22 protein-coding genes and 2 pseudogenes are annotated in these 22,506 nt (G+C 64.3%); 10 read left to right on the top strand and 14 right to left on the bottom strand.

Annotated elements, in window-relative coordinates; genetic code table 11:
- Positions 1 to 362 precede the first annotated feature (362 nt).
- The 6 genes from BVH01_RS18075 to BVH01_RS18050 form a co-directional block, all read right to left on the bottom strand.
- Positions 363 to 1,091 (bottom strand): ABC transporter ATP-binding protein, encoded by a 729-nt coding sequence (locus tag BVH01_RS18075; protein ID WP_075931629.1) that lies wholly within the window; start codon positions 1,089 to 1,091, stop codon positions 363 to 365.
- The gene (locus BVH01_RS18070; protein WP_075931628.1) at positions 1,088 to 1,960 is read right to left on the bottom strand and encodes an ABC transporter ATP-binding protein; all 873 of its coding nucleotides are present in this window, start codon (positions 1,958 to 1,960) and stop codon (positions 1,088 to 1,090) included. The genes BVH01_RS18075 and BVH01_RS18070 overlap by 4 nt, the downstream gene beginning before the upstream one ends.
- Positions 1,957 to 3,231 (bottom strand): high-affinity branched-chain amino acid ABC transporter permease LivM, encoded by a 1,275-nt coding sequence (gene livM / locus BVH01_RS18065; protein WP_075931627.1) that lies wholly within the window; start codon positions 3,229 to 3,231, stop codon positions 1,957 to 1,959. Before livM ends, BVH01_RS18070 begins: the two co-directional genes overlap by 4 nt.
- Before the next feature lie 4 nt (positions 3,232 to 3,235).
- On the bottom strand, positions 3,236 to 4,150 hold the full coding sequence (locus BVH01_RS18060; RefSeq protein ID WP_070887221.1) for a branched-chain amino acid ABC transporter permease LivH: 915 nt from the start codon (positions 4,148 to 4,150) through the stop codon (positions 3,236 to 3,238).
- Between the two features lie 268 nt (positions 4,151 to 4,418).
- Entirely contained in the window at positions 4,419 to 5,540 is a 1,122-nt protein-coding gene (locus BVH01_RS18055) for a branched-chain amino acid ABC transporter substrate-binding protein (protein ID WP_075931626.1), read from the bottom strand.
- Between the two features lie 419 nt (positions 5,541 to 5,959).
- On the bottom strand, positions 5,960 to 6,850 hold the full coding sequence (locus BVH01_RS18050) for an MBL fold metallo-hydrolase (protein WP_075931625.1): 891 nt from the start codon (positions 6,848 to 6,850) through the stop codon (positions 5,960 to 5,962).
- Positions 6,851 to 7,064: 214 nt separating this feature from the next.
- Here BVH01_RS18050 and BVH01_RS18045 point away from each other — a divergent pair.
- Together BVH01_RS18045 and BVH01_RS18040 are read left to right on the top strand one after the other, a co-directional pair.
- Positions 7,065 to 7,453, top strand: a pseudogene (locus BVH01_RS18045) (NYN domain-containing protein); the annotation flags it as partial.
- A gap of 206 nt (positions 7,454 to 7,659) precedes the next feature.
- Entirely contained in the window at positions 7,660 to 8,136 is a 477-nt protein-coding gene (locus BVH01_RS18040; RefSeq protein ID WP_256562804.1) for a transposase, read from the top strand.
- Positions 8,137 to 8,299: 163 nt separating this feature from the next.
- Here BVH01_RS18040 and BVH01_RS18035 read toward each other — a convergent pair whose 3' ends face one another.
- Both BVH01_RS18035 and BVH01_RS18030 read right to left on the bottom strand, forming a co-directional pair.
- Positions 8,300 to 9,799 (bottom strand): CoA-acylating methylmalonate-semialdehyde dehydrogenase, encoded by a 1,500-nt coding sequence (locus tag BVH01_RS18035; RefSeq protein ID WP_075931624.1) that lies wholly within the window; start codon positions 9,797 to 9,799, stop codon positions 8,300 to 8,302.
- Positions 9,800 to 9,980: 181 nt separating this feature from the next.
- Positions 9,981 to 11,327, bottom strand: a complete 1,347-nt coding sequence (locus BVH01_RS18030; RefSeq protein ID WP_075931623.1) for an aspartate aminotransferase family protein — start codon at positions 11,325 to 11,327, stop codon at positions 9,981 to 9,983.
- A 192-nt stretch (positions 11,328 to 11,519) separates the two neighbouring features.
- Between BVH01_RS18030 and BVH01_RS18025 the strand changes: the two genes are divergently transcribed.
- The gene (locus tag BVH01_RS18025) at positions 11,520 to 12,440 is read left to right on the top strand and encodes a LysR family transcriptional regulator (protein ID WP_075931622.1); all 921 of its coding nucleotides are present in this window, start codon (positions 11,520 to 11,522) and stop codon (positions 12,438 to 12,440) included.
- Positions 12,441 to 12,467: 27 nt separating this feature from the next.
- Here BVH01_RS18025 and BVH01_RS18020 read toward each other — a convergent pair whose 3' ends face one another.
- Positions 12,468 to 12,836 (bottom strand): DUF3140 domain-containing protein, encoded by a 369-nt coding sequence (locus BVH01_RS18020; protein ID WP_075931621.1) that lies wholly within the window; start codon positions 12,834 to 12,836, stop codon positions 12,468 to 12,470.
- Positions 12,833 to 13,351 carry a Rho termination factor N-terminal domain-containing protein gene (locus BVH01_RS18015; RefSeq protein WP_075931620.1) on the bottom strand — a complete coding sequence of 173 codons (519 nt, stop codon included), beginning with the start codon at positions 13,349 to 13,351 and terminating at the stop codon, positions 12,833 to 12,835. Before BVH01_RS18015 ends, BVH01_RS18020 begins: the two co-directional genes overlap by 4 nt.
- Positions 13,352 to 13,537: 186 nt before the next feature.
- Between BVH01_RS18015 and BVH01_RS18010 the strand changes: the two genes are divergently transcribed.
- From BVH01_RS18010 to BVH01_RS17995, 4 genes are all read left to right on the top strand, one after another.
- Positions 13,538 to 14,461, top strand: coding sequence for an aldo/keto reductase (locus BVH01_RS18010; protein WP_075931619.1), 924 nt, complete (start codon positions 13,538 to 13,540; stop codon positions 14,459 to 14,461).
- A gap of 110 nt (positions 14,462 to 14,571) precedes the next feature.
- Entirely contained in the window at positions 14,572 to 15,231 is a 660-nt protein-coding gene (locus BVH01_RS18005; RefSeq protein WP_075931618.1) for a TetR/AcrR family transcriptional regulator, read from the top strand.
- A complete protein-coding gene (locus tag BVH01_RS18000) occupies positions 15,231 to 15,818 on the top strand; it encodes a YigZ family protein (RefSeq protein ID WP_075931617.1) in 588 nt (195 codons plus the stop codon). The genes BVH01_RS18005 and BVH01_RS18000 overlap by 1 nt, the downstream gene beginning before the upstream one ends.
- A gap of 34 nt (positions 15,819 to 15,852) precedes the next feature.
- Positions 15,853 to 16,785 (top strand): 2-hydroxyacid dehydrogenase, encoded by a 933-nt coding sequence (locus tag BVH01_RS17995; RefSeq protein ID WP_075931616.1) that lies wholly within the window; start codon positions 15,853 to 15,855, stop codon positions 16,783 to 16,785.
- A 235-nt stretch (positions 16,786 to 17,020) separates the two neighbouring features.
- Here the strand turns inward: BVH01_RS17995 and BVH01_RS17990 are convergent, their stop codons facing one another.
- The 3 genes and pseudogenes from BVH01_RS17990 to mpl form a co-directional block, all read right to left on the bottom strand.
- On the bottom strand, positions 17,021 to 17,314 hold the full coding sequence (locus BVH01_RS17990; protein WP_075931615.1) for a YceK/YidQ family lipoprotein: 294 nt from the start codon (positions 17,312 to 17,314) through the stop codon (positions 17,021 to 17,023).
- Positions 17,307 to 17,939, bottom strand: coding sequence for a flavin prenyltransferase UbiX (gene ubiX / locus BVH01_RS17985; RefSeq protein WP_075931614.1), 633 nt, complete (start codon positions 17,937 to 17,939; stop codon positions 17,307 to 17,309). The genes BVH01_RS17990 and ubiX overlap by 8 nt, the downstream gene beginning before the upstream one ends.
- 87 nt (positions 17,940 to 18,026) lie before the next feature.
- Positions 18,027 to 19,373, bottom strand: a pseudogene (gene mpl / locus BVH01_RS17980) (UDP-N-acetylmuramate:L-alanyl-gamma-D-glutamyl-meso-diaminopimelate ligase); the annotation flags it as partial.
- Positions 19,374 to 19,602: 229 nt separating this feature from the next.
- Between mpl and BVH01_RS17975 the strand changes: the two are divergent.
- From BVH01_RS17975 to ppa, 3 genes are all read left to right on the top strand, one after another.
- A complete protein-coding gene (locus BVH01_RS17975) occupies positions 19,603 to 20,058 on the top strand; it encodes a GNAT family N-acetyltransferase (RefSeq protein WP_075931613.1) in 456 nt (151 codons plus the stop codon).
- A 67-nt stretch (positions 20,059 to 20,125) separates the two neighbouring features.
- Positions 20,126 to 20,995, top strand: a complete 870-nt coding sequence (locus BVH01_RS17970) for a zinc-dependent peptidase (protein WP_075931612.1) — start codon at positions 20,126 to 20,128, stop codon at positions 20,993 to 20,995.
- A 38-nt stretch (positions 20,996 to 21,033) separates the two neighbouring features.
- On the top strand, positions 21,034 to 21,561 hold the full coding sequence (gene ppa / locus BVH01_RS17965) for an inorganic diphosphatase (RefSeq protein ID WP_070887203.1): 528 nt from the start codon (positions 21,034 to 21,036) through the stop codon (positions 21,559 to 21,561).
- Positions 21,562 to 21,615: 54 nt separating this feature from the next.
- Here the strand turns inward: ppa and BVH01_RS17960 are convergent, their stop codons facing one another.
- The gene (locus BVH01_RS17960; RefSeq protein ID WP_075931611.1) at positions 21,616 to 22,356 is read right to left on the bottom strand and encodes a dienelactone hydrolase family protein; all 741 of its coding nucleotides are present in this window, start codon (positions 22,354 to 22,356) and stop codon (positions 21,616 to 21,618) included.
- Positions 22,357 to 22,506 lie beyond the last annotated feature (150 nt).

The raw sequence follows: 22,506 nt of genomic DNA, 5'->3' as shown, positions 1-22,506 counted from the left end.
TGGCGGCCTTCATGCGATACCGCGATTCGGCCACCATTCGCCCCGGGGCGGGGCTCCTACGCGGGCGCAGGCATCACGCCAATTGTGTAGGAGCGCCGACCTCGGCGCGAAACGATGGCGGCCTCCATGCAATACCGCAACTCGGCCACCATTCGCCCCGGGGCGGGACTCCTACGCGGGCGTAGCCATCACGCCAATCGTGTAGGAGCGCCGACCCGGTGCGAAGCGATGGAGCCTTCATGCAGTACCGCAACTCGGCCACCATTCGCCCCGGGGCGGGGCTCCTACGCGGGCGTAACCATTGCGCCGATCGTGTAGGAGCGCCGACCCCGGCGCGAACATTGCCGGATCGTCTGCAGCCCTCAGTGCCCGCCCAGGTAGGCGTTGCGCACATCCTGGTTGCCGAGCAGTTCCTGCCCGGTGCCGGTCATGCGGATTTCCCCGGTGACCATCACGTAGGCACGATCACTCAGGCGCAGCGCATGGTTGGCGTTCTGCTCGACCAGGAAGATGGTCATGCCGGTCTGCGCCAGCTCGCGCAAGGTGGCGAAGATCTGCTTGACCACGATGGGCGCCAGGCCCAGCGACGGCTCGTCGAGCAGCAGCAGTTTGGGCCGGCTCATCAACGCCCGGGCGATGGCCAGCATCTGCTGCTCACCGCCGGACATGGTCATCGCTCGCTGGGTGCGTCGCTCCTTGAGCCGCGGGAACAGCTCGAACATGCGCTGCATGTCCTCGTCGGCGTGTTGGGCGCCGATCGGGATGGTGCCCATCAGCAGGTTTTCCTCCACGCTCATGTCCGGGAACACCCGGCGCCCTTCCGGGGACTGGGCGATACCGTTGGACGCCACGAAGTGGGTGCTCTTGCGGGTGATGTCCTCGCCGCGATAGAGAATCTGCCCACCGCTGGCCCGTGGCTGGCCGAAGATCGACATCAGCAGCGTGGACTTGCCCGCGCCATTGGCGCCGATCAGGCTCACCGTTTCGCCGGGGTTGATGTGCAGGTTGACCTTCTTCAGCGCCTGAATCTGCCCGTAATGCACGTCGACGTCCTTGAACGCCAGCAGCGGTGCCGTATTCACATCGCTCATGCCACTTCCTCCTCGTCCGCGCCGAGGTAGGCGGCGATCACTTTCGGGTCGTTCTTGATGGCGTCCGGGCCGCCCTGGGCGATGACCAGCCCATGGTCGAGGACGATGATGTGGTCGCTGATGCTCATCACCATGCCCATGTCGTGCTCGATCAGCAGCACGGTCAGGCCGTGCTCGTCGCGCAGCAGGCGGATGATCTTGCTCAGCGCGTGGGTTTCCGAGGGGTTGAGGCCGGCGGCGGGTTCGTCCAGGCAGATCAGCTCCGGGCCGGTGCACATGGCACGGGCGATCTCCAGGCGGCGCTGCTGGCCATAGGAAAGCTCGCCGGCCAGGTGGTTGGCCTGCTCCACCAGATCGACCACTTCCAGCCAGTAGAAGGCGGTGTCCAGCAGCTTGTTCTCGGCGCGCCGGTAGCCGGGCGTGTTGAGGATGCCCTTGATCAGGCTGCGCTCGGCGAGCATGTGCTGGGCCACCAGAAGGTTTTCCAGCACGGTCATTTCCTTGAACAGGCGAATGTTCTGGAAGGTGCGCGCCAGGCCTGCGCGGTTCACCAGGTGGGTGCCGCCGAACATCTTGTACCAGAGCCGCGAGCCGAATTGCGCCGGCTTGATGAAGTCATCGGCCTGGAACGGCTCGCCGAGAATCTGGATGACGTCGGTCTGCCGACCCTGGGCGTTGAGCATGATTTTGCCGCCAGTGGCCGAGTAGAAGCCGGTCAGGCAGTTGAACACCGTGGTCTTGCCGGCACCGTTGGGGCCGATCAGCGCCGAGATCGAGTTGCGCTTGATCGAGAAATTGACGTCGCTGAGCGCCTTGATGCCACCGAAGTGCATCATCAGGCCGTCGACCGAGAGGATCTTGTCACTCATGGCGCGACTCCTTTACGCGGGGCGATGCCGATGCGGTTGATGCGAATCAGCCCGCGCGGTCGCCAGATCATCATCAGCACCATGAGCATGCCGAACAGCAGCACACGGTAGTCGGCGAAGCTGCGCAGCAGCTCCGGAGCGATGGTCAGCACGAACGCGGCGATCACCACGCCCACCGTCGAGCCCATGCCGCCGAGTACCACGATGGCGAGGATCAACGCCGACTCGAAGAAGGTGAACGAAGTCGGGTTGACGAAGCCCTGATAGGTGGCGAAGAACACCCCGGCGATGCCCGCCGTGGAGGCGCCGAGCATGAAGGCCGAGAGCTTGACCAGCACGTGGTTCAGGCCCATGGAACGGCAGGCGATCTCGTCCTCGCGCAGCGCTTCCCAGGCGCGGCCGACCGGCATGCGGGTCAGGCGATGCTTGACGTAGAGCACCAACAGCACGACCAGCACCAGCACCGCGTAGATGAACAGGAACTTCATGTTGGGGTTGTAGGCCACGCCGAAGAACTCGTGGTACGGCACGCCACCGTCCTTGGCACGGCGGGCGAATTCCAGGCCGAAGAAGGTCGGCGACGGCGCGCTCATGCCGTTGGGGCCGCCGGTAACCTCCAGCCAGTTGGTCAGCACCAGGCGGATGATTTCGCCGAAGCCCAGGGTGACGATGGCCAGGTAGTCGCCGTGCATCCTGAGCACCGGAAAGCCCAGGATCATCCCGGCGAAGGCCGCCATGACCGCCGCCAGCGGCAGCAGGCTCCAGAAGCCCAGGCCCAGGTATTCGTAGCCCATGGTCAGGCCGTAGGCGCCGATGGCGTAGAAACCCACGAAGCCCAGGTCGAGCAAACCCGCCAGGCCGACCACGATGTTCAGTCCAAGGCCAAGCAGCACGTAGATCAGGCCGAGGATGATCACCGTCAGCAGGTACTTGTTGGCGAAGAAGGGGAAGATCAGCGCCAGCACGATCAGCCCCAGGATGATCCAGCGCATGCGCGATACGTAGCCCGGCGGCTGCACGCCAACGCCGCCACCGGAGCGCTCGAAGCCCTCCAGCACCACGCGGCCTTTGCTCGTTTGCAGGAACAGGCTGAGCAGCAGGCGGCCGATCATCACCACGCCGACCATCCAGGCCACCCGGTCGAATTGCGGGGTGAAGTCGTAGCCCTTGAGCACCACGCCCACCACCGGGCCGAACACGATCAGGGCGATCAACCCGGCCATCAGCGCATCGACCAGGCTCTTTTTCACATCGATAGAAGTCGTACTCACGGCATCACACCTTGGTTACCTGAGGACGGCCCAGCAGGCCCTGGGGACGGAAGATCAGAATCAGCACCAGCAGCGAGAAACTGAACACGTCCTTGTAGTCGGAATTGACCATCCCGGAGAACTGCGCCTCGGCCACGCCGAGGATCAGCCCGCCGAGCATCGCGCCGGGCAGCGAACCGATGCCGCCAAGCACCGCCGCGGTGAAGGCCTTGATGCCGATGATGAAGCCGGCATAGAAATCGAAGGTGCCGTAGTTCAGGGTGATCAGCACCCCGGCCAGCGCGCCCATGGAAGCGCCGATGACGAACACGTAGGAGATCACCCGGTCGGTATTGATGCCGAGGATCTGCGCCATCTTGCGGTCCTGCTGGGTGGCGCGGCACATGCGCCCCAGGCGGGTCTTCTGGATGATGAAGGTCAGCGCCAGCATGCCGATGATGGCCGCAGCGATGATGAACAGCTTGGTGTAGGTGATCATCACGTAGCCATCGCCCACATGCAGGCGCAGCGCGCCTTCGAGCATCGTCGGGATGCCCTGCTGCCGCGCACCCTGGCTGAGCTGCACGTAGTTTTGCAGGATCAACGACATGCCGATCGCACTGATCAGCGGCGCCAGGCGCGTGGAGTTGCGCAGCGGCTTGTAGGCGATGCGCTCGATGGCGAAGCCGTACACTCCGGTGACCACGATGGTGAACACCAGCGTGCCGAGAATCACCAGCGGGAAGGAATGCACACCGAAGAAGGCCAGTACGGCGATGGCGATGGCGGCGAGGTAGGCCGAGACCATGTACACCTCGCCATGGGCGAAGTTGATCATGCCGATGATGCCGTAAACCATGGTGTAGCCAATGGCGATCAGGCCATAGACCGAGCCGAGGGTCAGGCCGTTGACCAGTTGCTGCAGGAAGATGCCGTCCATTGAAAAATCTCTGAGTCCGTGACGGAAAGAAGCGCGAGGTCGCCAGGCGACCGCAGCAGCCCCAGCAGGTCATGGCCCGCCGGGTTTGGAGGTTCGTTCACGAGAGGCAGAGCTCTTAGACGTAGGGTGGATGACGCTTTTTTCATCCACCATTGCGAATGCAAGAAGGGGGACGGGTGAAGCGTCAGCTACGCGCCCCGGCCCACCCTACGAATGGCCACACTCGCTTTGCCTGGTTCTGCTCTGCCGGCCGTGAACAGGCGCTCTCTTAAAGCTGCTTGTACTTGCCGTCAGCGCCCCACTGGTACATCACGTAATCGGAGACTTTCAGGTCGCCCTTCTCGTCGAACTCCTTCTTGCCCATCACCGTCTGCACCGGGTTGGCCTTCAGCCAGGCGGCGGCTTCGGCGCCATCGGTGCCCTTGATGCCGGCGAACGCGGCAGCGACCACCTGCATCGAGGCGTAGGAGTACAGGGTGTAGCCTTCCGGCTCGTAGCCATTGGCGCGGAATTTCTCGATCACCGCCTTGCCGTCGGCGATCAGGCGCGGGTCGGCGCCAAAGGTCATCAGCACGCCGTCGACGTACTGCGGGCCGCCAGCGGTGCCGACCAGCTCGTCGGTGACGATGCCGTCGCCGGAGATGAACTTGGCGGTCACGCCCTGCTCGCGCATCTGCCGTACCAGCGGGCCGGCCTCGGCATGCAGGCCACCGAAATAGACCACCTCGGCGCCGCTGGCGCGGATCTTGGTGACCAGGGCGTTGAAGTCCTTCTCGCCACGGGTCAGGCCTTCGTACATCACTTCCTTCACGCCGCGCTTGTTGAGCTGCGCACGGGTGGCATCGGCCAGGCCCTGGCCATAGGTGTCCTTGTCGTGCACCACGGCGATCTTCTTGGCCTTGAGCACGTCGACGATATAGTCGCCGGCCACGATGCCCTGCTGGTCGTCACGGCCGCACATGCGGAACATGGCGGTCAGGCCGCGCTCGGTCACCTGCGGGTTGGTGGACGCCGGCGTTACCGCCAGGATGCCCGCCTCGTCATACACCTCGGACGCTGGCATGGTCGACGACGAGCAGAAGTGTCCGATCACCGCCACCACCTTGTCCGCATCGACCATGCGGTTGGCCACCGACACCGCCTGCTTCGGCTCACAGGCATCGTCGCCCTTCACCAGCTTGATCTTCTCTCCGTTGATACCGCCCGCCGCATTGATATCCGCCGCAGCCTGCTCGGCACCGCGCCACAGCTGGTCACCGAACGCAGCGTTGCCGCCGGTCATCGGCGCACCGACACCGATGGTGATGTCCGCGTGAGTCAGCGAGGAAAAACCCAGTGCGCCAGTGATCGCGAGCGCCAAGAAACCTTTCTTGAAAGACGTGTGAGGCATGGACGTGCTCCTGAGGAGTATTTGGATTGGCCCGCCTGCTGGAGCAAGCGCTATGCCATTCGCACGTCCGTTTGAAACTTCTAGACGAAAGTCGCGGTTGACGCCGATGTAACCTCACATGTCTGGAGGCAATGCGTCACTTTCGATTGAAAAGGCGCCACGTTCACCACAAACCGCCGCCTGTTGCGCACCGTAGCCGGGCAAGGCGTCGTCCATGCTGGTGCAACCGTGGGAAACACTGCACAACCTTGGACAGGCCCTCCGAGCGTTCGCGAAAAACGCCCATTTTGCCTGCCGAGGCTTATGCCAGAGCGGTCGATCTCCTGCTCCAGTGGTTATAAGAGAAGATCCAGTCGCGTTGTAACCGGTAACAACATCGTGCTGGCACCAGCGATGCCAGCACGATCCCTCTCGCCGCTTTATTGCGGCCACTTCACCTCGCCCTTGATCACCTGGGCACTCAGCTCGAGGGACGACTCATCGGCCAGGTTCGGGTAGCGCTTGCGCATGGCGGCGATCAGTTGCGCCGAATCCTTGGCCTTGCCGGCCTCCTCCTCGAACGCCTGCAGATACTCGCGGGTTGCGGCGACTGTCTGCGGCGAATCCGGCAGGCTGCCATCGCCGTTGGGCAGGTAATGGCCGGGCACCACGCGGCTCGGCTTCAGCGCGTCGATGGCCGCCAGGGTAGCCAGCCAGTCGCGGCGCGATTGCACGGTCTGGGTATCGGCCATCCACACATGGATATTGGCCGACACCGGGATGCCACCGACCACGGTCTTCAACGACGGAATCCACACGAAGGTACGCGCCGGCTCCGGCCCACGAATTTCCAGCACCTGACCATCCACGGTCAGCTTCGGCGTCTCCAGCGCTTCAGGCACCACCAGTGCCTGCGGCGCATTACCCTCCATGATCGGCCCCCAGTGAGCCAGCTTGCCGTCCTTGCTCGCCTCGATGGCGGCCACCGTCTCGGCAGTGGCGACGATCTTCGCGTCCGGGAAGGCGCGGTGAATCACATCCAGCCCGAAGTAATAATCCGGGTCGCTGTGGCTGATATACACGGTGGTCAGCTTCTTGCCGGTAGCGCGCACCTTCTCGACCAGCGCCTGGGCATCGTCACGCTGGAACTGCGCATCGATCAACACCGCCTCGGTAGGCCCGGACACGATCTGCGCCGACACCGGGAAAATCGACTTCGCACCAGGGTTGTAAACCTCCAACTGCAACGGCTCAGCCGCCACCACCTGACCGGCCACAGCCAGCACGGCACTGCCTAACAGCAAAGGGCGCAACAGACGTAAAGCGTTCATGGCATGGCCTCGCAAGGGAAAGTGCGAGCCATCATAGAGAGATGGATAGGTTCGAAATACGGCCTAACGCGCAATGGTTTGTTGCGCGTTTCGACGCAAATAGCTGCTCTGTACTGGCAGCGAACTTCCCCATGCGACTAAAAGCCATCCACACCTGGTGGCGCACCGCCAGTATTTCGCAGTAAGGTCGGCCATCGCCTTTCAAGGAAGAACCATGGCCAGCAAGAACGCGAACGCCGCCCACCAAAAGCACCTCGCCGTCCTGATCGACGCCGACAACGCCCCGCCGCCATCGTCAAAGGCCTCTTCGAAGAAATCGCCAAATACGGCGTTGCCAGCGTCAAACGCATCTACGGCGACTGGACCCTGCCCAACCTGGGCGGCTGGAAAAAGGTGCTGCTCGATCACTCCATCCAACCGATCCAGCAGTTCGCCTATACCAAGGGAAAGAACGCCACCGACAGCTCGTTAATTATTGATGCTATGGATCTGCTTTATACGCGGCGATTCGATGGCTTCTGCCTGATCTCCAGCGACAGTGACTTCACACGATTGGCCGTACGATTGCGTGAGGAAGGTTTGGAAGTTATCGGCTTTGGACAGGTGGCAAGGTTCTATTTGTGCGAAACCGTAAACCAAAGACCGTAGCCTGGGTTGAGCAGAGCGATACCCAGGGCACCGATCCCCGGGTATCGCTTCGCTCAACCCGGGCTACATTTGAGCGGTGTTTCTTCTGCAAGAGACTGCAGGCAATGGTGCTGTATCGCCGCGACAAAACCCCGGGCGCCACCTAGTTCTTCACACTCAATCTGGCAGATCGCCGCCGCGACTTGCTGACCGCGCATATTGATTTGCTGCGTGGCAGCTTCCGGCATGTGATGCGCCTTCGTCCGTGGCGCATCGACGCTATCGTCATCCTTCCCGATCACCTGCACGCCCTGTGTACCCTGCCACCTGGCGATGCGGATTTCGCCTTACGTTGGCGGCTTATCAAGAGTGGTTTTTCCAGAACCCTGCCGAACAGCGAACGGATATCCGCCAGCCGTCAGCGCAAGGGCGAGCGAGGCATATGGCAGCAGCGTTTCTGGGAACACCGGATTCGTGACGACGGGGACTTCGCCCGGCATGTCGATTACATCCACCACAACCCGCGCAAGCATGGGCATGTCGAGCGGGTGGTTGATTGGCCGTGGTCGTCGTTTCATCGTTATGTGGCGGCAGGGTTGCTGCCGGCAGATTGGGCGGGCAGCGGGGACGATGAGATGTTTACCGGTGAGAGGTTGTAGGTGCTTTGAAAATCACCCCCGGGTGTCGCTTCGCTCGACGCCGGGCTACGAGTCGCGTGTAGCCTGCGGTTGAGCGTAGCGATACCCAGGAATTGCCGACGCATTTATCACCACCAACAAAAAGGCCGATCAACCGATCGGCCTTCTGTTACCTCACCCCACCTCAACTATTGCTGGGAAACGCAAACTGCGCCGCCTCGTGGGTCTTGCGCTGCGGCCAGCGCTGGGTGATCGACTTGCGGCGGGTGTAGAAACGCACACCGTCAGGGCCGTAGGCGTGCAGGTCACCGAACAGCGAGCGCTTCCAGCCGCCGAAGCTGTGGTAGGCCACTGGCACCGGCAGCGGCACGTTGACGCCGACCATGCCCACTTCGATCTCGTCGCAGAACAGCCGCGCCGCTTCGCCGTCGCGGGTGAAGATGCAGGTGCCGTTGCCGTACTCGTGGTCGTTGATCAGCTTCATGGCGGTTTCCAGGCTGTCCACGCGCACGATGCACAGCACCGGGCCGAAGATCTCGTCGGTGTAGATGCTCATGTCCGCGGTCACCCGGTCGAACAGGCTGCCGCCGAGGAAAAAGCCGCTTTCATTGCCGGACACGCTCAGGCCGCGGCCGTCGACCACCAGTTGGGCGCCAGCGGCAACGCCAGCGTCGATGTAGCCGGTGACCTTTTCCTTCGCTGCGGCGGTAACCAGCGGCCCCATGTCCAGGCCGCACTGGGTGCCGGCACCGATCTTCAGGGCCTTGATCTGCGGGACGATACGCTCGACCAGCGCATCGGCGATCTGGTCGCCCACGCACACGGCCACCGAGATGGCCATGCAGCGCTCGCCGCAGGAGCCGTAGGCGGCGCCCATCAGGGCGCTGACGGCGTTGTCGAGGTCGGCATCGGGCATCAGCACCGCATGGTTCTTGGCGCCACCCAGGGCCTGCACGCGTTTACCGCGCTTGGTGCCTTCGGCGTAGATGTATTCGGCGATCGGCGTGGAGCCGACGAAGCTCAGGGCTTTGACTTCCGGCGCCTGGATCAGCGCGTCTACGGCGGTCTTGTCGCCGTGTACCACGTTGAGCACGCCATTGGGCAAGCCGGCCTCATGGAGCAGCTGGGCGATGTACAGGGTAGAGCTGGGGTCGCGCTCGGACGGCTTGAGGATGAAGCAGTTGCCGCAGACGATGGCCAGCGGGTACATCCACAGCGGCACCATGGCCGGGAAGTTGAACGGGGTGATGCCGGCGACCACGCCCACCGGCTGGAAGTCGCTCCAGGCGTCGATGTTGGGGCCGACGTTGCGGGTGTACTCACCCTTGAGGATTTCCGGTGCAGCACAGGCGTACTCGACGTTCTCGATACCGCGCTTGAGCTCACCGGCAGCATCTTCCAGCGTCTTGCCGTGTTCTTCGGCGATCAGCTTGGCGATGGCGTCTTCGTGCTGCTCGAGCAACTGCTTGAAGCGGAACATCACCTGGGCGCGCTTGGCCGGTGGCGTGTTGCGCCAGGCCGGAAGGGCCTCTTTGGCCGAGTCGATGGCCTGCTGCACGGTGGCCACGTCGGCCAGGGCGACGCGGCGAATCGCTTCGCCGGTGGCCGGGTTGAACACGTCGGCGCTGCGGCCGCCCTGGCCGTCGGTGAGTTGGCCGTGAATCAGGTGCTGGATGGTGCTCATGTAAAGTCCTCGATAACGTTGAAGGCACCTCAAAAACGACCTGCGTTGCCATCGCCTGGGTTTTTAGAGGTGCCCGAGAGCGGGTAGGAGCGTCGCCCTCGGCGCGAGCAAGGCGGCCTTGACGCAACATCTGCGTCGCCTATGCCATTCGCCCTGGGGCGGGGCTCCTACGGGTATTCGATCAATCCAGTTTGTTGAGCGCATCGCCAACGGCGCTGAACACGCGGTCGAGGTCTTCGATCCTGGCGTTGAACATCGGCCCGAACTGCAGGCCGTCGCCGCCGAAACGCACGTAGAAACCGGCCTTCCACAGGGCAATGCCGGCCTCGTACGGGCGGATGGTCGGGTCGCCGTCACGGGGCGCCAGCTGAATCGCGCCGGCCAGGCCGCAGTTGCGGATGTCGACCACGTGCTTGGCGCCCTTGAGGCCATGGATGGCGTTCTCGAACTTGGGCGCCAGCTCCGCGGCCTGCTGGATCAGGTTCTCGCGCTTGAGCAGCTCCAGCGAGGCCAGGCCGGCGGCGCAGGCCACCGGATGGGCTGAGTAGGTGTAGCCGTGGGTGAATTCGATCATGTGCTCGGGCGTCGGCTGGCTCATGAAGGTCTGGTAGATCTCGCGGCTGGCGATCACCGCACCCAAGGGGATGGCGCCGTTGGTGATCTGCTTGGCGACGTTGAGGATGTCCGGCGTCACGCCGAAGTACTCGGCACCGGTCCACTTGCCCATGCGCCCGAAGGCGGTGATCACTTCATCGAAGATCAGCAGGATGTTGTGCTGGGTGCAGATCTCGCGCAGGCGCTGCAGGTAGCCTGCCGGCGGCACGATGACGCCGGCCGAACCGGACATCGGCTCGACGATCACCGCGGCGATGTTCGAGGCATCGTGCAGTTCGATCAGCTTGAGCAGCTCGTTGGCCAGCTCGACGCCGCCGGTCTCGGCAGCGCCCCTGGTGAACGCCATGCCCGGCTGCAAGGTGTGCGGCAGGTGGTCGACGTCCATCAACTGGCCGTACATCTTGCGGTTGCCGGCGATGCCGCCGAGGCTGGTGCCGGCGATGTTGACGCCGTGGTAACCGCGGGCGCGGCCGATGAACTTGGTCTTGCTGGCCTGGCCCTTGAGGCGCCAGTAGGCCTTGGCCATCTTCACCGCGGTGTCTGCGCACTCGGAGCCCGAACCGGTGAAGAACACATGGTTGAGCTCGCCCGGCATCAGGTCGGCCATCTGCTCGGCCAGCTTGAACGACAGCGGGTGGGCGTACTGGAAGCCCGGCGAATAGTCGAGGGTACCGAGCTGCTTGGCGACCGCTTCCTGAATCTCCTGGCGGCAATGGCCAGCGCCACAGGTCCACAAGCCGGACAGGCTGTCGTAGACCTTGCGACCGGAATCGTCGGTCAGCCAGGCGCCTTCGCCGGCTACGATGATCCGCGGGTCGCGCTGGAAGCTGCGGTTGGCGGAAAATGGCATCCAGTGGGCATCGAGCTTGAGCTGGCTGGCCAAGGGCGGCGTGGCGGTCTGCGGCATGTTCATGGCGGTGGCCTCGTGAGGATGATGTGCCCAGTGTGGTCGCAACAGTTATGGGGAGCTCGAAACTGCTATTCGCGGGCATGGCCCGCTCCCACTTAGTTAAGACTGCATAGGTCAGTTGTCAGCCAAGGTGCCACAGGCATAAAGTCACTCAAACCTGACTCTTCGAATCCTCAGTTCACTGGTGACTAAACAATAAGCGCCCGACGCCCCGAGCTCCTCGCCCAAGTCAGCGACTTCGATATCCGCCTGCTCAAGTTGTTTCGCAGCGTGGTCGAGTGCGGCGGCTTTTCCGCTGCGGAAAGCGTACTGGGCATCGGCCGTTCGGCGATCAGCCAGCAGATGAGCGACCTGGAACAGCGCCTCGGCCTGCGCCTGTGCCAACGTGGCCGCGCCGGCTTCGCGCTGACCGAGGAAGGCCGCGAGGTGTATCAGTCGACCCAGCAATTGCTGGCGGCGCTGGAGAGCTTCCGCACCGAAGTCAACGGCCTGCACCAGCACCTGCGCGGCGAGCTGAACATCGGCCTGACCGACAACCTGGTGACGGTACCGCACATGCGCATCACCGGCGCCCTCGCCCGCCTCAAGGCGCTGGGGCCGGACGTGCGAGTGAACATCCGCATGACGCCGCCCAGCGAAGTCGAGCAAGGGGTGCTCGACGGGCGTCTGCATGTCGGCGTGGTGCCGATGGTCGGCGGCCTGTCCGGCCTCGACTACCAGCCGCTGTACGACGAACGCTCGCTGCTCTACTGCGCAGTCGGCCACCCACTGTTCTATGTCGACGATCGCGAGTTGCCGGACGAGCGCCTCAACGCCCAGGACGCCATCGCACCGACCTTCCGCCTGCCGCCGGAAATCCAGAACCACTACGGCGTGCTCAACTGCACGGCCAGCGCATCCGATCGCGAAGGCATGGCGTTTCTGATCCTTACCGGGCGCTACATCGGCTACCTGCCCGACCACTACGCCGAGGCGTGGATCAAGGAGGGCCGCCTGCGTGCGCTGAAGGCCGACTCGCGCTTCTACGACATCAGCCTGGCCTCGGTGACCCGCAAGGGCCGGCGGCCGCATCTGGTGCTGGAGAGTTTTCTACAGGAATTGGCGGCCAGCGCCTGACGCGCGCTCGCAGGCCCGAATGGCGCGTCAGCCCTTGAGCGGGTCGTGGCCCCAGTTCATCAGCGACTGGCGCCAGCGGCTGTCCTTCAGGTCTCCAGCCGGGCGCTGTTTGAGATGGCGGTGCACGTAGCCGATCACCTTGCGCATCGCCTGGTAGTCGTCGGTTTCCAGCTCGGCCACGCGTTTACCCTTGATCTCCAGAATGCGCTCGCCCATCTGGTGGCCGACCGACTTGCCATCGCCGACGGACTCGACCTTGCGCCCGCCCTTGGTCATGCCCACACGCTTGCTGTCGGCGGCCTGCAACCAGCGACGCAGGCGTGCTGGCGGCATGTTCACCGCGGCCTTGAAGTCACTGCGAATGGCCTTCTTCTGCGCCTCGTTCAACTCGCTCATTTGCTGCCCTCCTTTTCCAGCGCATTGACCAGCTCATCCTTCTTCATCCGCGAGCGGCCACGAATGTTCTTGCTTGAGGCGCGCTTCATCAGCTCGGCCTTGGTCAGCCCGCTCAGCGCTGGTGTTCGGTGGTTGGCGGCCTTCTCGGCGACATCTTTCGGCTGTTTGGAGTGCTGGCGCCCGGCGCGGCTGTCCGCGCATTTCTTGCGGGTGCTGCGCGCGTAGTCCTTGGCGCTCAGCTCATCGCGGGCGTTCTTGGGCAGGTAGCGTTCGCCGGTTTCGCCAGAGGGCTTGCCGGATTTGGTGTCCCAGTCCTGCTCGGTCCACTGGTGCAGGCCGTTGTCCTGGCGCTTGCCGCCTTCGTAGCCGCCGCCCTCCTGCTGATAGAGCTGCACGGCGAGCTGCGCCTTGCGCGCCGACCACTGGCCGGGCTTGCCGCCCTTGTCGCCCTTGGTGACACGCTGCTTCACTTTGTCCCACAGTTTGGGGTCGGTCTTCTTCGCGGTACTACTCATGGAGCATCCTCGCGGCTGGCTGTCCTGATAGATGACCGCGCCAGCGCGAGCGCCGTTGCCGGTGACGGACAAACGGAGCGCCGTGAGGAGGACACACCAGGTAACAAGTCATGACACCGATACGATCGATCAGCAGGAGTGGCCGGCTAGTCTCTTCTGTTTACCCTCTCGATAACGGAGCACGCCATGCCCAGCCGTCGCCACTTCCTGCAGGGCAGTGCTGCCCTGATGACGCTTGCGGCCAGCAGCCAGCTGCTGCCCGGTTTCGCCTTCGCCGCCAACCCCGCCGCGGTACTGCAGCGCAAGATCCCGTCCAGCGGCGAGAGCCTGCCGGTGATTGGCCTGGGCACCTCGCAGACCTTCAACGTGGGCCTCGACAACGCCAGCCTGAAACCGCTCGACGAGGTGGTGCGCGCCTTCATCAATGGCGGCGGCACGCTGATCGATACCGCGCCGAGCTATGGCAGCGCCGAAGCGGTGACCGGCGAGCTGCTCAAACGCACCAAGACCCAGGGCAAGGCGTTTCTTGCCTCCAAGCTATCGAGCACCGGACGCGAGGGCGGCCTGGCGCAGTTCGAGGCCAGCCTCAAGGCCCTGCAGGCCGACAAGATGGACCTGCTGCAAGTGCATAACCTGCAGGACACCACCACCCAGCTGGCCCTGGCCCGCGAGCTGCGCGAACAGGGCAAGGTGCGCTACATCGGCATCACCCATTACATCGAGTCGGCCCACGACGACCTGCTGGCCGTGCTCGCCAAGGAAAAGGTGGATTTCGTGCAACTCAACTATTCGGTGGGCGAGCGCAATGCCGAGAAACGCCTGCTGCCCTACTGCCGCGACAATGGCATCGCCACGCTGATCAACCGGCCGTTCCAGCGCGCCCAGCTGCTCGGTCGGGTCAAGGGCAAGTCGTTGCCGGAGTGGGCCAACGAGATCGACGCCACATCCTGGGCGCAGCTGCTGCTCAAGTTCATCCTCGCCGACGAAGCCGTAACGGCGGTAATTCCAGCCACCTCCAACCCGCGCTACGTGGTCGACAACCTGCGCGCCGGCCAGGGCCGCCTGCCGGATACCCAACTGCGCGAGCGTATCGTCCAGGCGTTCAGTTGATCTTCAGGGGGCCGGCGGACATGCACCGGGCTCCCCCGGCGCTTGTCACGCCCGCTGTGGTGGAGTATTTCTGCATTCGCTGAATTCCTCGATCACCACGGAAGCCCTCGATGTCCCTTGACGCCCTCGCCCCCGCCGCCACATCCGGCAAACCGACCGGCCGTATCCGGCAGAAGAACGAAGAAGCGATCATCACGGCCGCCGAGGAAGAGTTCGCCCGGCACGGCTTCAAGGGCACCAGCATGAACACCATCGCCCAGGCGGTGGGCCTGCCCAAGGCCAACCTGCACTATTACTTCAGCAGCAAGCAGGGCCTGTACCTGGCCGTGCTGAGCAACATCCTCGCCCTGTGGGACAGCGCCTTCGACAGCCTCGGCGTCGACGACGACCCGGCCGAGGCGCTGGAGCGCTACATACGCGCCAAGATGGAATACTCGCGCCGCTACCCCAAGGCGTCGCGCATCTTCGCCATGGAAGTGATCAGCGGCGGCGCCTTCCTGTCCCAGCATTTCGGCAAGGATCACCAGACCTGGTTTCGCGAGCGCGCGGCGATCTTCGAGCAGTGGATCGCCGCCGGCAAGATGGATCCGGTCGACCCCATGAACCTGATCCTGCTGATCTGGAGCAGCACCCAGTACCACGCCGACTTCGCCTCGGAAATCTGCCGGGTCACCGGCCGCTCGCGCCTGACCAAACCCGATTACCAGGCCGCGGCGGACAACATGGTGCGCATCATCCTCAAGGGTTGCGGGCTGAAGCCGAGCCTCTGATGCCTTACCTGCTACTCGCGCCTTGCGACTACCGCGAGGAAATCCGCAAGAGCCGCTTTCTCGCCCAGGCCCGCGCCGTCAGCAGCGCGGCGGATGCCCAGGCGTTCATCGAGCAGGTCAGCGACCCGAGCGCCTCGCACAACTGCTGGGCCTGGAAGATTGGCCAGCAGTACCGTTTCAGCGACGACGGCGAGCCCGGCGGCACCGCCGGCCGACCGATTCTCGCCGCCATCGAGGGGCAGGGTTTCGACGGCGTGGCCGTGGTGGTGACGCGCTGGTACGGCGGCATCCAGCTCGGCACCGGCGGCCTGGCCCGCGCCTATGGCGGCAGCGCCAACAAATGCCTGCAGAACGCCGAGCGCCAGGAACAGGTGCCGCGCACCGCCTGCGCCTGCCATTGCGGTTTCGCCGAGTTGGCCCTGTTCAAGTCGCGCCTGGCCGAGTTCGACGCCGCGCTGGAACAGGAGCACTTCGACGCCGAGGGCGCTGAGTTGCACCTTGCCGTCCCGCCCCTCCAGATCGACGCCTTGCAACGCCTGCTTGCCGATATCAGCCGCGGGCGCAGCACCCTGCGTATCATCGAGTGACCGCCATCAGCCGCCCACCTGCCATGGAGCATCTATGAAGCCGCACCTGCTGATTCTCAACCCGCTAAGCGAAAGCAGCCTGGCACGCATAGCCGAGCACTACCGGGTAACCCACGCGCCCGGCGCAGAAGCCCGCAAGGCGGCCATCGCCGAGCACGGCGACAGCGTGCAGGCGGTGCTGACCATCGGCACCATCGGCCTGACCGGCGAGGAGATCACCCGCCTGCCCCAGCTCGGCTTCGTCGGCACACTCGGCGTGGGCTACGAAAAGGTCGACCTCGACGCCGCCCGCGCCCGCGGCATCGCCCTGAGCAACGGTGCGGGTAGCAACGCCAGCTGCGTCGCCGATCACGCCATGGCCCTGCTGCTGGCGGTGATTCGCGACGTACGCCGGCTGGACAACGCCTGCCGCGCCGGCATCTGGCGCGATGCCCTGCCGATGACCGACGGCGTCAACGGCAAACGCCTGGGCATCCTCGGCCTTGGCGCCATCGGCGAGCAGTTGGCCCGCCGCGCGGCAGCCTTCGACATGCCGGTGGGCTATCACAATCGCTCACCTAAAGCGGACAGCCCCCACCGTTATTTCGCCAGCGTGCTGGAGCTGGCCCAGTGGTGCGATTGCCTGGTGATCGCCATTCCCGGCGGCGCCACGACCCATCACCTGATCGGCGCCGAAGCGCTCGATGCGCTGGGGCCCCAGGGTTATCTGGTCAACGTGGCACGCGGCAGCGTGGTGGACACCGCCGCGCTGGGCACCGCACTGCGCGAAAAACGCATCCGCGCCGCGGCACTGGATGTGTACGAGAGCGAACCACTGCCGCCTACCGAGTTGCTCGACCTCGATAACCTGACCATCACCCCGCACGTCGGTGGCAACTCGCCCCAGGCGCTGGAACAGTCGCTTTCACAGTTTCTCGACAACATCGGCCGGCATTTTCGCGGTGAGCAATTGCTGACGCCGATCTGATTCATTCGGGCGACGCAAAAGAGGCGGTTTAAAGGCATAAGCAGCCACCCAAACCAACCTGTGGGAGCCCCGACCTCGGGGCGAAACGATCGTAGCCTGACTGCCTATCGGCGGTGCCTGAGCGAATCGTCGCGAGGTCGCGACTCCCACAGTGGATCGGGTAACGGCCACTCCCGCCACTTTGCAGCCAAGGCGATGAAATCGAGCCGAAAGATCGTGAACGGGCTCTCTTGCCTCAGCCGCCGCCCCTGACCTGCAAGCCGATGCCCAGCGCATTGGCCAGCGACAGCGGCAACAACAGGGTATCGAGCAAGGCGCTGGCTGGCAGGTCGACGCCGGCGTAGCGCGGCGCCTCGGCACCAAAGCGCTCGACCGGGCAGCAACCGCCTTGCAGCGCGTACCAGTCCAGCCGCGTGCCGGCGTACACTACGGGTGCGCCGGGCTGGTTGGCGTCCAGGGTACGTGCGGTGGCGCAGCCGCCGAGTTGCAGGCAGGCGAGCAGCAGGAGCCAGCCGGCGGATCTAGTCATCGCCGCTGTTGAGGTGATGTTCGCCCCAGCGCGGCAGCATGTCCTGGGGGATGTTCAGGCAGTTGAGGATGCGTGCGACGACGAAGTCGATCAGGTCATCCAGGGTCTGCGGCTGGTGGTAGAAGCCGGGCGAGGCCGGCAGGATGGTCGCGCCCAGGTTGGAGAGCTTGAGCATGTTCTCCAGGTGGATGCTCGAATACGGCGCCTCGCGCGGCACCAGGATGAGCTGGCGGCGCTCCTTGAGAGCCACGTCCGCGGCGCGTTCGATCAGGTTGTTGCAGGCACCGGTGGCGATGGCCGACAGGGTGCCGGTGCTGCACGGCACCACCACCATGGCCGACGGCGCTCCCGAGCCGGAGGCCACCGGCGCCATCCAGTCTTCCTTGCCGTAGACGCGGATCTGCCCGTCGGTGGCGCCGGTGTATTCTGTGAGAAATGCCTGCATGGCCTGGGGCTTGGCCGGCAGGCTGACGTCCGTCTCGGTGGCCATCACCAGTTGCGCGGCCTTGGAGATCAGGAAGTGCACTTCCCGATCCTCGCGCACCAGGCAATCGAGCAGGCGCAGGCCGTACTGGGCGCCCGAGGCGCCGGTCATGGCAAGGGTGATTCTCTCGGGACCGTTCATTTAACCTCCAGTCCCCCATGGGCCAGGAATCACATTGTCACTACTCATACTCTCCGACTGCTCTTGATCCGACGAGGCCTTACCACTTGCCAACGCGATAGCCAGCTTGCCATGCAAGCCGCCAAAACCACCGTTGCTCATGATCACCACCTGGGTGCCGGGGCGCACCCGCGCCTTCACGCCATCGATGATGGCCTCCAGGGAATCGCACACCTGGGTGGGGTTGGTGGCGCCGGCAACGGTGGCCGCCAGGTCCCAGCCCAGGTTCGGCGGCGCGTACCAGAACACCGCATCGGCCTGCACCGCCGATTCGGCCAGACCGTCGCGGTGGGCACCCAGCTTCATGGAGTTGGAACGCGGCTCGATGATCGCGATGACCTGTTCATCGCCGACCCGCTTGCGCAGGCCATCGAGAGTGGTGGCGATGGCGGTCGGGTGGTGGGCGAAGTCGTCATAAACGGTCACGCCATTCACCTCGGCGACCTTTTCCATACGACGCTTGGCATTGATGAATTTGCCCAGCGCCTCGATACCCAGCGCCGGTACCACGCCGACATGGCGCGCTGCCGCCAGCACGGCCAGGGCGTTGGCGACGTTGTGCTGGCCGGTCAGTTGCCAGTCCACCACGCCTTCGACCTTGCCGTCGAAGCTCACCTCGAAGCGCGAGCCATAGGCGCTGAGCAGGCGCGCCTGCCATTGCCCGCCTTCACCGGTGGTCTGTACGGGCGTCCAGCAGCCCATCTGGATTGCCCGCGCCAGAGCGGTTTCGCTGGCCGGATGAATGACCAGGCCTTCGCTGGGGATGATGCGCACCAGGTGATGGAACTGCCGTTCGATGGCGGCCAGGTCCGGGAAGATGTCCGCGTGATCGAATTCCAGGTTGTTGAGGATCGCGGTGCGCGGGCGGTAGTGCACGAATTTGCTGCGCTTGTCGAAGAAGGCACTGTCGTACTCGTCGGCCTCGACCACGAAGAACGGCGTGTCGCCCAGGCGTGCGGAAATCCCGAAGTTCTGTGGCACGCCGCCGATCAGGAAGCCCGGCGCCATGCCGGCGTGCTCCAGCACCCAGGCCAGCATGCTCGAGCTGCTGGTCTTGCCGTGGGTGCCGGCCACCGCCATCACCCAGCGGCCCTGCAGCACGTGATCGGCCAGCCACTGCGGGCCAGACACATAGGGCAGGCCCTTGTTGAGCACGTACTCCACCGCCGGGTTGCCGCGGCTCATGGCATTACCGACCACCACCAGGTCGGGCGCCGGCTGCAGGTGCGCCGGGTCATAGCCCTGCATCAGCTCGATGCCCTGGGCTTCGAGCTGGGTGCTCATCGGCGGGTAGACGTTGGCGTCCGAGCCGGTGACGCGATGGCCCAGCTCCTTGGCCAGCACCGCGAGCGAGCCCATGAAGGTGCCGCAGATGCCGAGAATGTGGATATGCATGAAAACCTCGAGAACAGGCGCGCCTGGGGGCGGCGAGCCGCGTGAAAACATGGCCGCAGATTAGCACAGCGGCGCCTTTCGCCGTGCCTGCCCGGTAGGGCGAAACCAGCGCTGCGAATGGCACCCCACCGCAGGCTAAAGGCTCTGTCTCGCTGGCTTTAGGGCGAAAACTGCACTTTAATCGAAACGCCTGCCGTCTCCACCCGACAGCCAAACGAGGCCCTCGCCCATGCGCATCGTGCAAGCCACCCTGGAGCACTTGGATCTACTCACCCCGTTGTTCGTTCGCTACCGCGAGTTCTATGGCGAAAGGCCGTTCCCCGACTCCTCGCGCAAGTTTCTGGAAACCCGCCTCAAGCGCGACGAATCGGTGATCTACCTGGCCCTGGCCGACGACGATGACAAGCTCTTGGGCTTCTGCCAGCTGTACCCGAGCTATTCGTCGCTGTCGCTCAAGCGCGTGTGGATCCTCAACGACATCTTCGTGGCCGAAGATGCGCGCCGCCAACTGGTCGCCGATCGCCTGCTGCAGACCGCCAAGAAGATGGCCAAGCAGACCCAGGCCGTGCGCATGCGCGTGGCCACCAGCCGCGATAACGAGGTGGCGCAGAAGGTCTACGAGTCGATCGGCTTCGTCGAGGACGAGCAGTTCAAGAACTACGTATTGCCCATCAACAGCGAGTAACGCCCGCTGCTTGCGGTCGGCGGGGGGCCTGTTATGGTGACGGCCACTCTCCCACCGAGTCGTTTCCATGTGGTCGTTTAGCGCCTGGCGCCGTCGTCGCATCCTCTCCCGCCACCCCGTCAGCTCCAGCAGCTGGGCCACGGTGCGCCAGCGCCTGCCGATTCTCGATGGCCTCAGTGCAGAAGAAGAGCAGCTGCTGCGCGAGCGCTCCGTACTGTTTCTGCACGCCAAGCACCTGAGCACCCTGCCCGGCCTTGAGCTGGACGTCGAGGACCGCCTGGCCCTGGCGGCGCTCGCCGAATTGCCACTGCTGGGCCTGGCCGACCTGAACTGGTACCAGGGCTTCCACGAGGTGATCCTCTACCCGGACGACTTCGTCAGCCCGCAGCGCCATCGCGACTCCGGTGGCATCGAACACGAATGGGACGGCGAGCACAGCGGCGAAGCCTGGCAGCAGGGCCCGGTGATTCTCGCCTGGCCGGGCGTGCAGGCCAGTGGCGGCTGGGAAGGCTACAACCTGGTGATCCACGAGCTGGCCCACAAGCTGGACATGCTCGGCGGCGATGCCAACGGCCTGCCGCCGCTGCACAGCAATATGGATGTGAAGCAGTGGGCCAGCGCCATGCAGGAGGCCTTCGACAGCCTCAATGCCGAGCTGGATGCCGACGAGGACGCGCAAACCGTCATCGACCCCTACGCCGCGGAAAACCCTGCCGAGTTCTTCGCGGTGAGCAGCGAATACTTCTTCAACGCGCCGGATCTGCTCGATGAGGCCTTTCCCGCGGTCTACGAACAATTGCGCCTGTTCTACCGGCAAGACCCATTGGCACGTTTGCGCCGCCTGCAGGTCGAACACCCGGACTATCAGGAACCCACGCCCGCGGCTGCCGATACGACCATTGGCTGTAATGGCAACGACGCGGGAATCCACCTATAATCGCGCCACTTTTTTTGGCGCACATCAGGGAGTCACCCATGAGCTACAGCAAGGTTCCGGCCGGTAAAGACCTGCCGAACGACATCTACGTCGCTATCGAAATCCCGGCCAACCACGCGCCGATCAAATACGAAATCGATCACGACACCGACTGCCTGTTCGTCGACCGTTTCATGGCCACCCCCATGTTCTACCCGGCCAACTACGGCTTCATCCCGCACACCCTGGCCGACGACGGTGACCCCCTCGACGTGCTGGTCGTGACCCCGTACCCGGTCGCCCCAGGCTCGGTAATCCGCGCCCGCCCGGTCGGTGTGCTGCACATGACCGACGAAGCCGGTGGCGACGCCAAGCTGATCGCCGTACCGCACGACAAGCTGACTACCATTTACAAAGACGTTCAGGAATACACCGACCTGCCCCCGCTGCTGATCGAGCAGATCAAGCATTTCTTCGAGAATTACAAGGATCTCGAGAAGGGCAAGTGGGTCAAGGTCGAAGGCTGGGGCAACGCCGACGCGGCCCGCGCCGAGATCACCAAGGCGGCTGCTGCTTATCAAAAGTAAGCACAACCTGCCTTACGAAAGCCGGCCACAAGCCGGCTTTTTAATGCCTGCGATTTAGCCCCGCTTCAGGGCACGGCCAAAGAACGCCAGCATCTGCTTCCAGCCATGCTCGGCCGCTTGCTCGTCATAAACCGGGAAGTCCGGCTTCATCCAGCCGTGCTTGGCCGGGTAGGTTTCCGCGCTGAAGGTCACGCCGCCGTCACGCAGCGCCTGTTCGAAGCGTTCGGCCATTTCCGGTGGGTAGCTGCCATCGTTCTCGGCGGCGGCGATATAGACCTCGGCCTGCAGTGCAGACGCCGCGAGATGTGGGCTGTCGGCAGCGTCGGTGGCCAGGTTGCCGCCGTGAAAGCTGGCAACGGCCGCAAAGCGCTCCGGTCGCGCACCCGCGCAGGCGATGGCCATGCCGCCACCCATGCAGAAACCCACCGCGCCGATGCGCTGCCCCTGCACGTCGCTGCGACCGTCTAGGTAGGCAATGTAGGCATCGATATCCGCCGCAGCCTTGGCATTGCCGGTGGTGGCCATCAGCGGGCCGAGAATGGCGCGGAAATCACCCTTGAACACTTCCTTGGGATCGAAGGGCCCGTAAGCGCCGTAGCGATAGTAGGTATCCGGCAACAGCACCACATAGCCGGCATCGGCGAGCCGCTGGGCCATGGCCAGCACGGCAGGGCGAATGCCGCCGGCATCCATGTAGAAGATGACCGCCGGGCCGCCCTGCCCGTCAGCGGGGGTGAACACGTGGGCCGGGCATTGGCCGTCTGGCGTGGTGATGACGATTTGCTCGTTAGCCATATTGATCCTCCGGATTGGATGTTGCCTGCCAGCGCCTGGAGATGGCAGGCATGAATGGGCGAGGTTAGGTATTGGTCAACAGGAAGACAACCGAGTGCCCGGCGATTCTCCGACAGCGCTCCTGACAGGCTGATCGCTTCCGTATCGGTA

The organism is Pseudomonas sp. PA1(2017) (assembly GCF_001945375.1).
GTDB lineage: Bacteria > Pseudomonadota > Gammaproteobacteria > Pseudomonadales > Pseudomonadaceae > Aquipseudomonas.
Note: the sequence above shows the minus strand (reverse complement) of the source record. Positions and strands in the feature narration are given on the sequence as shown.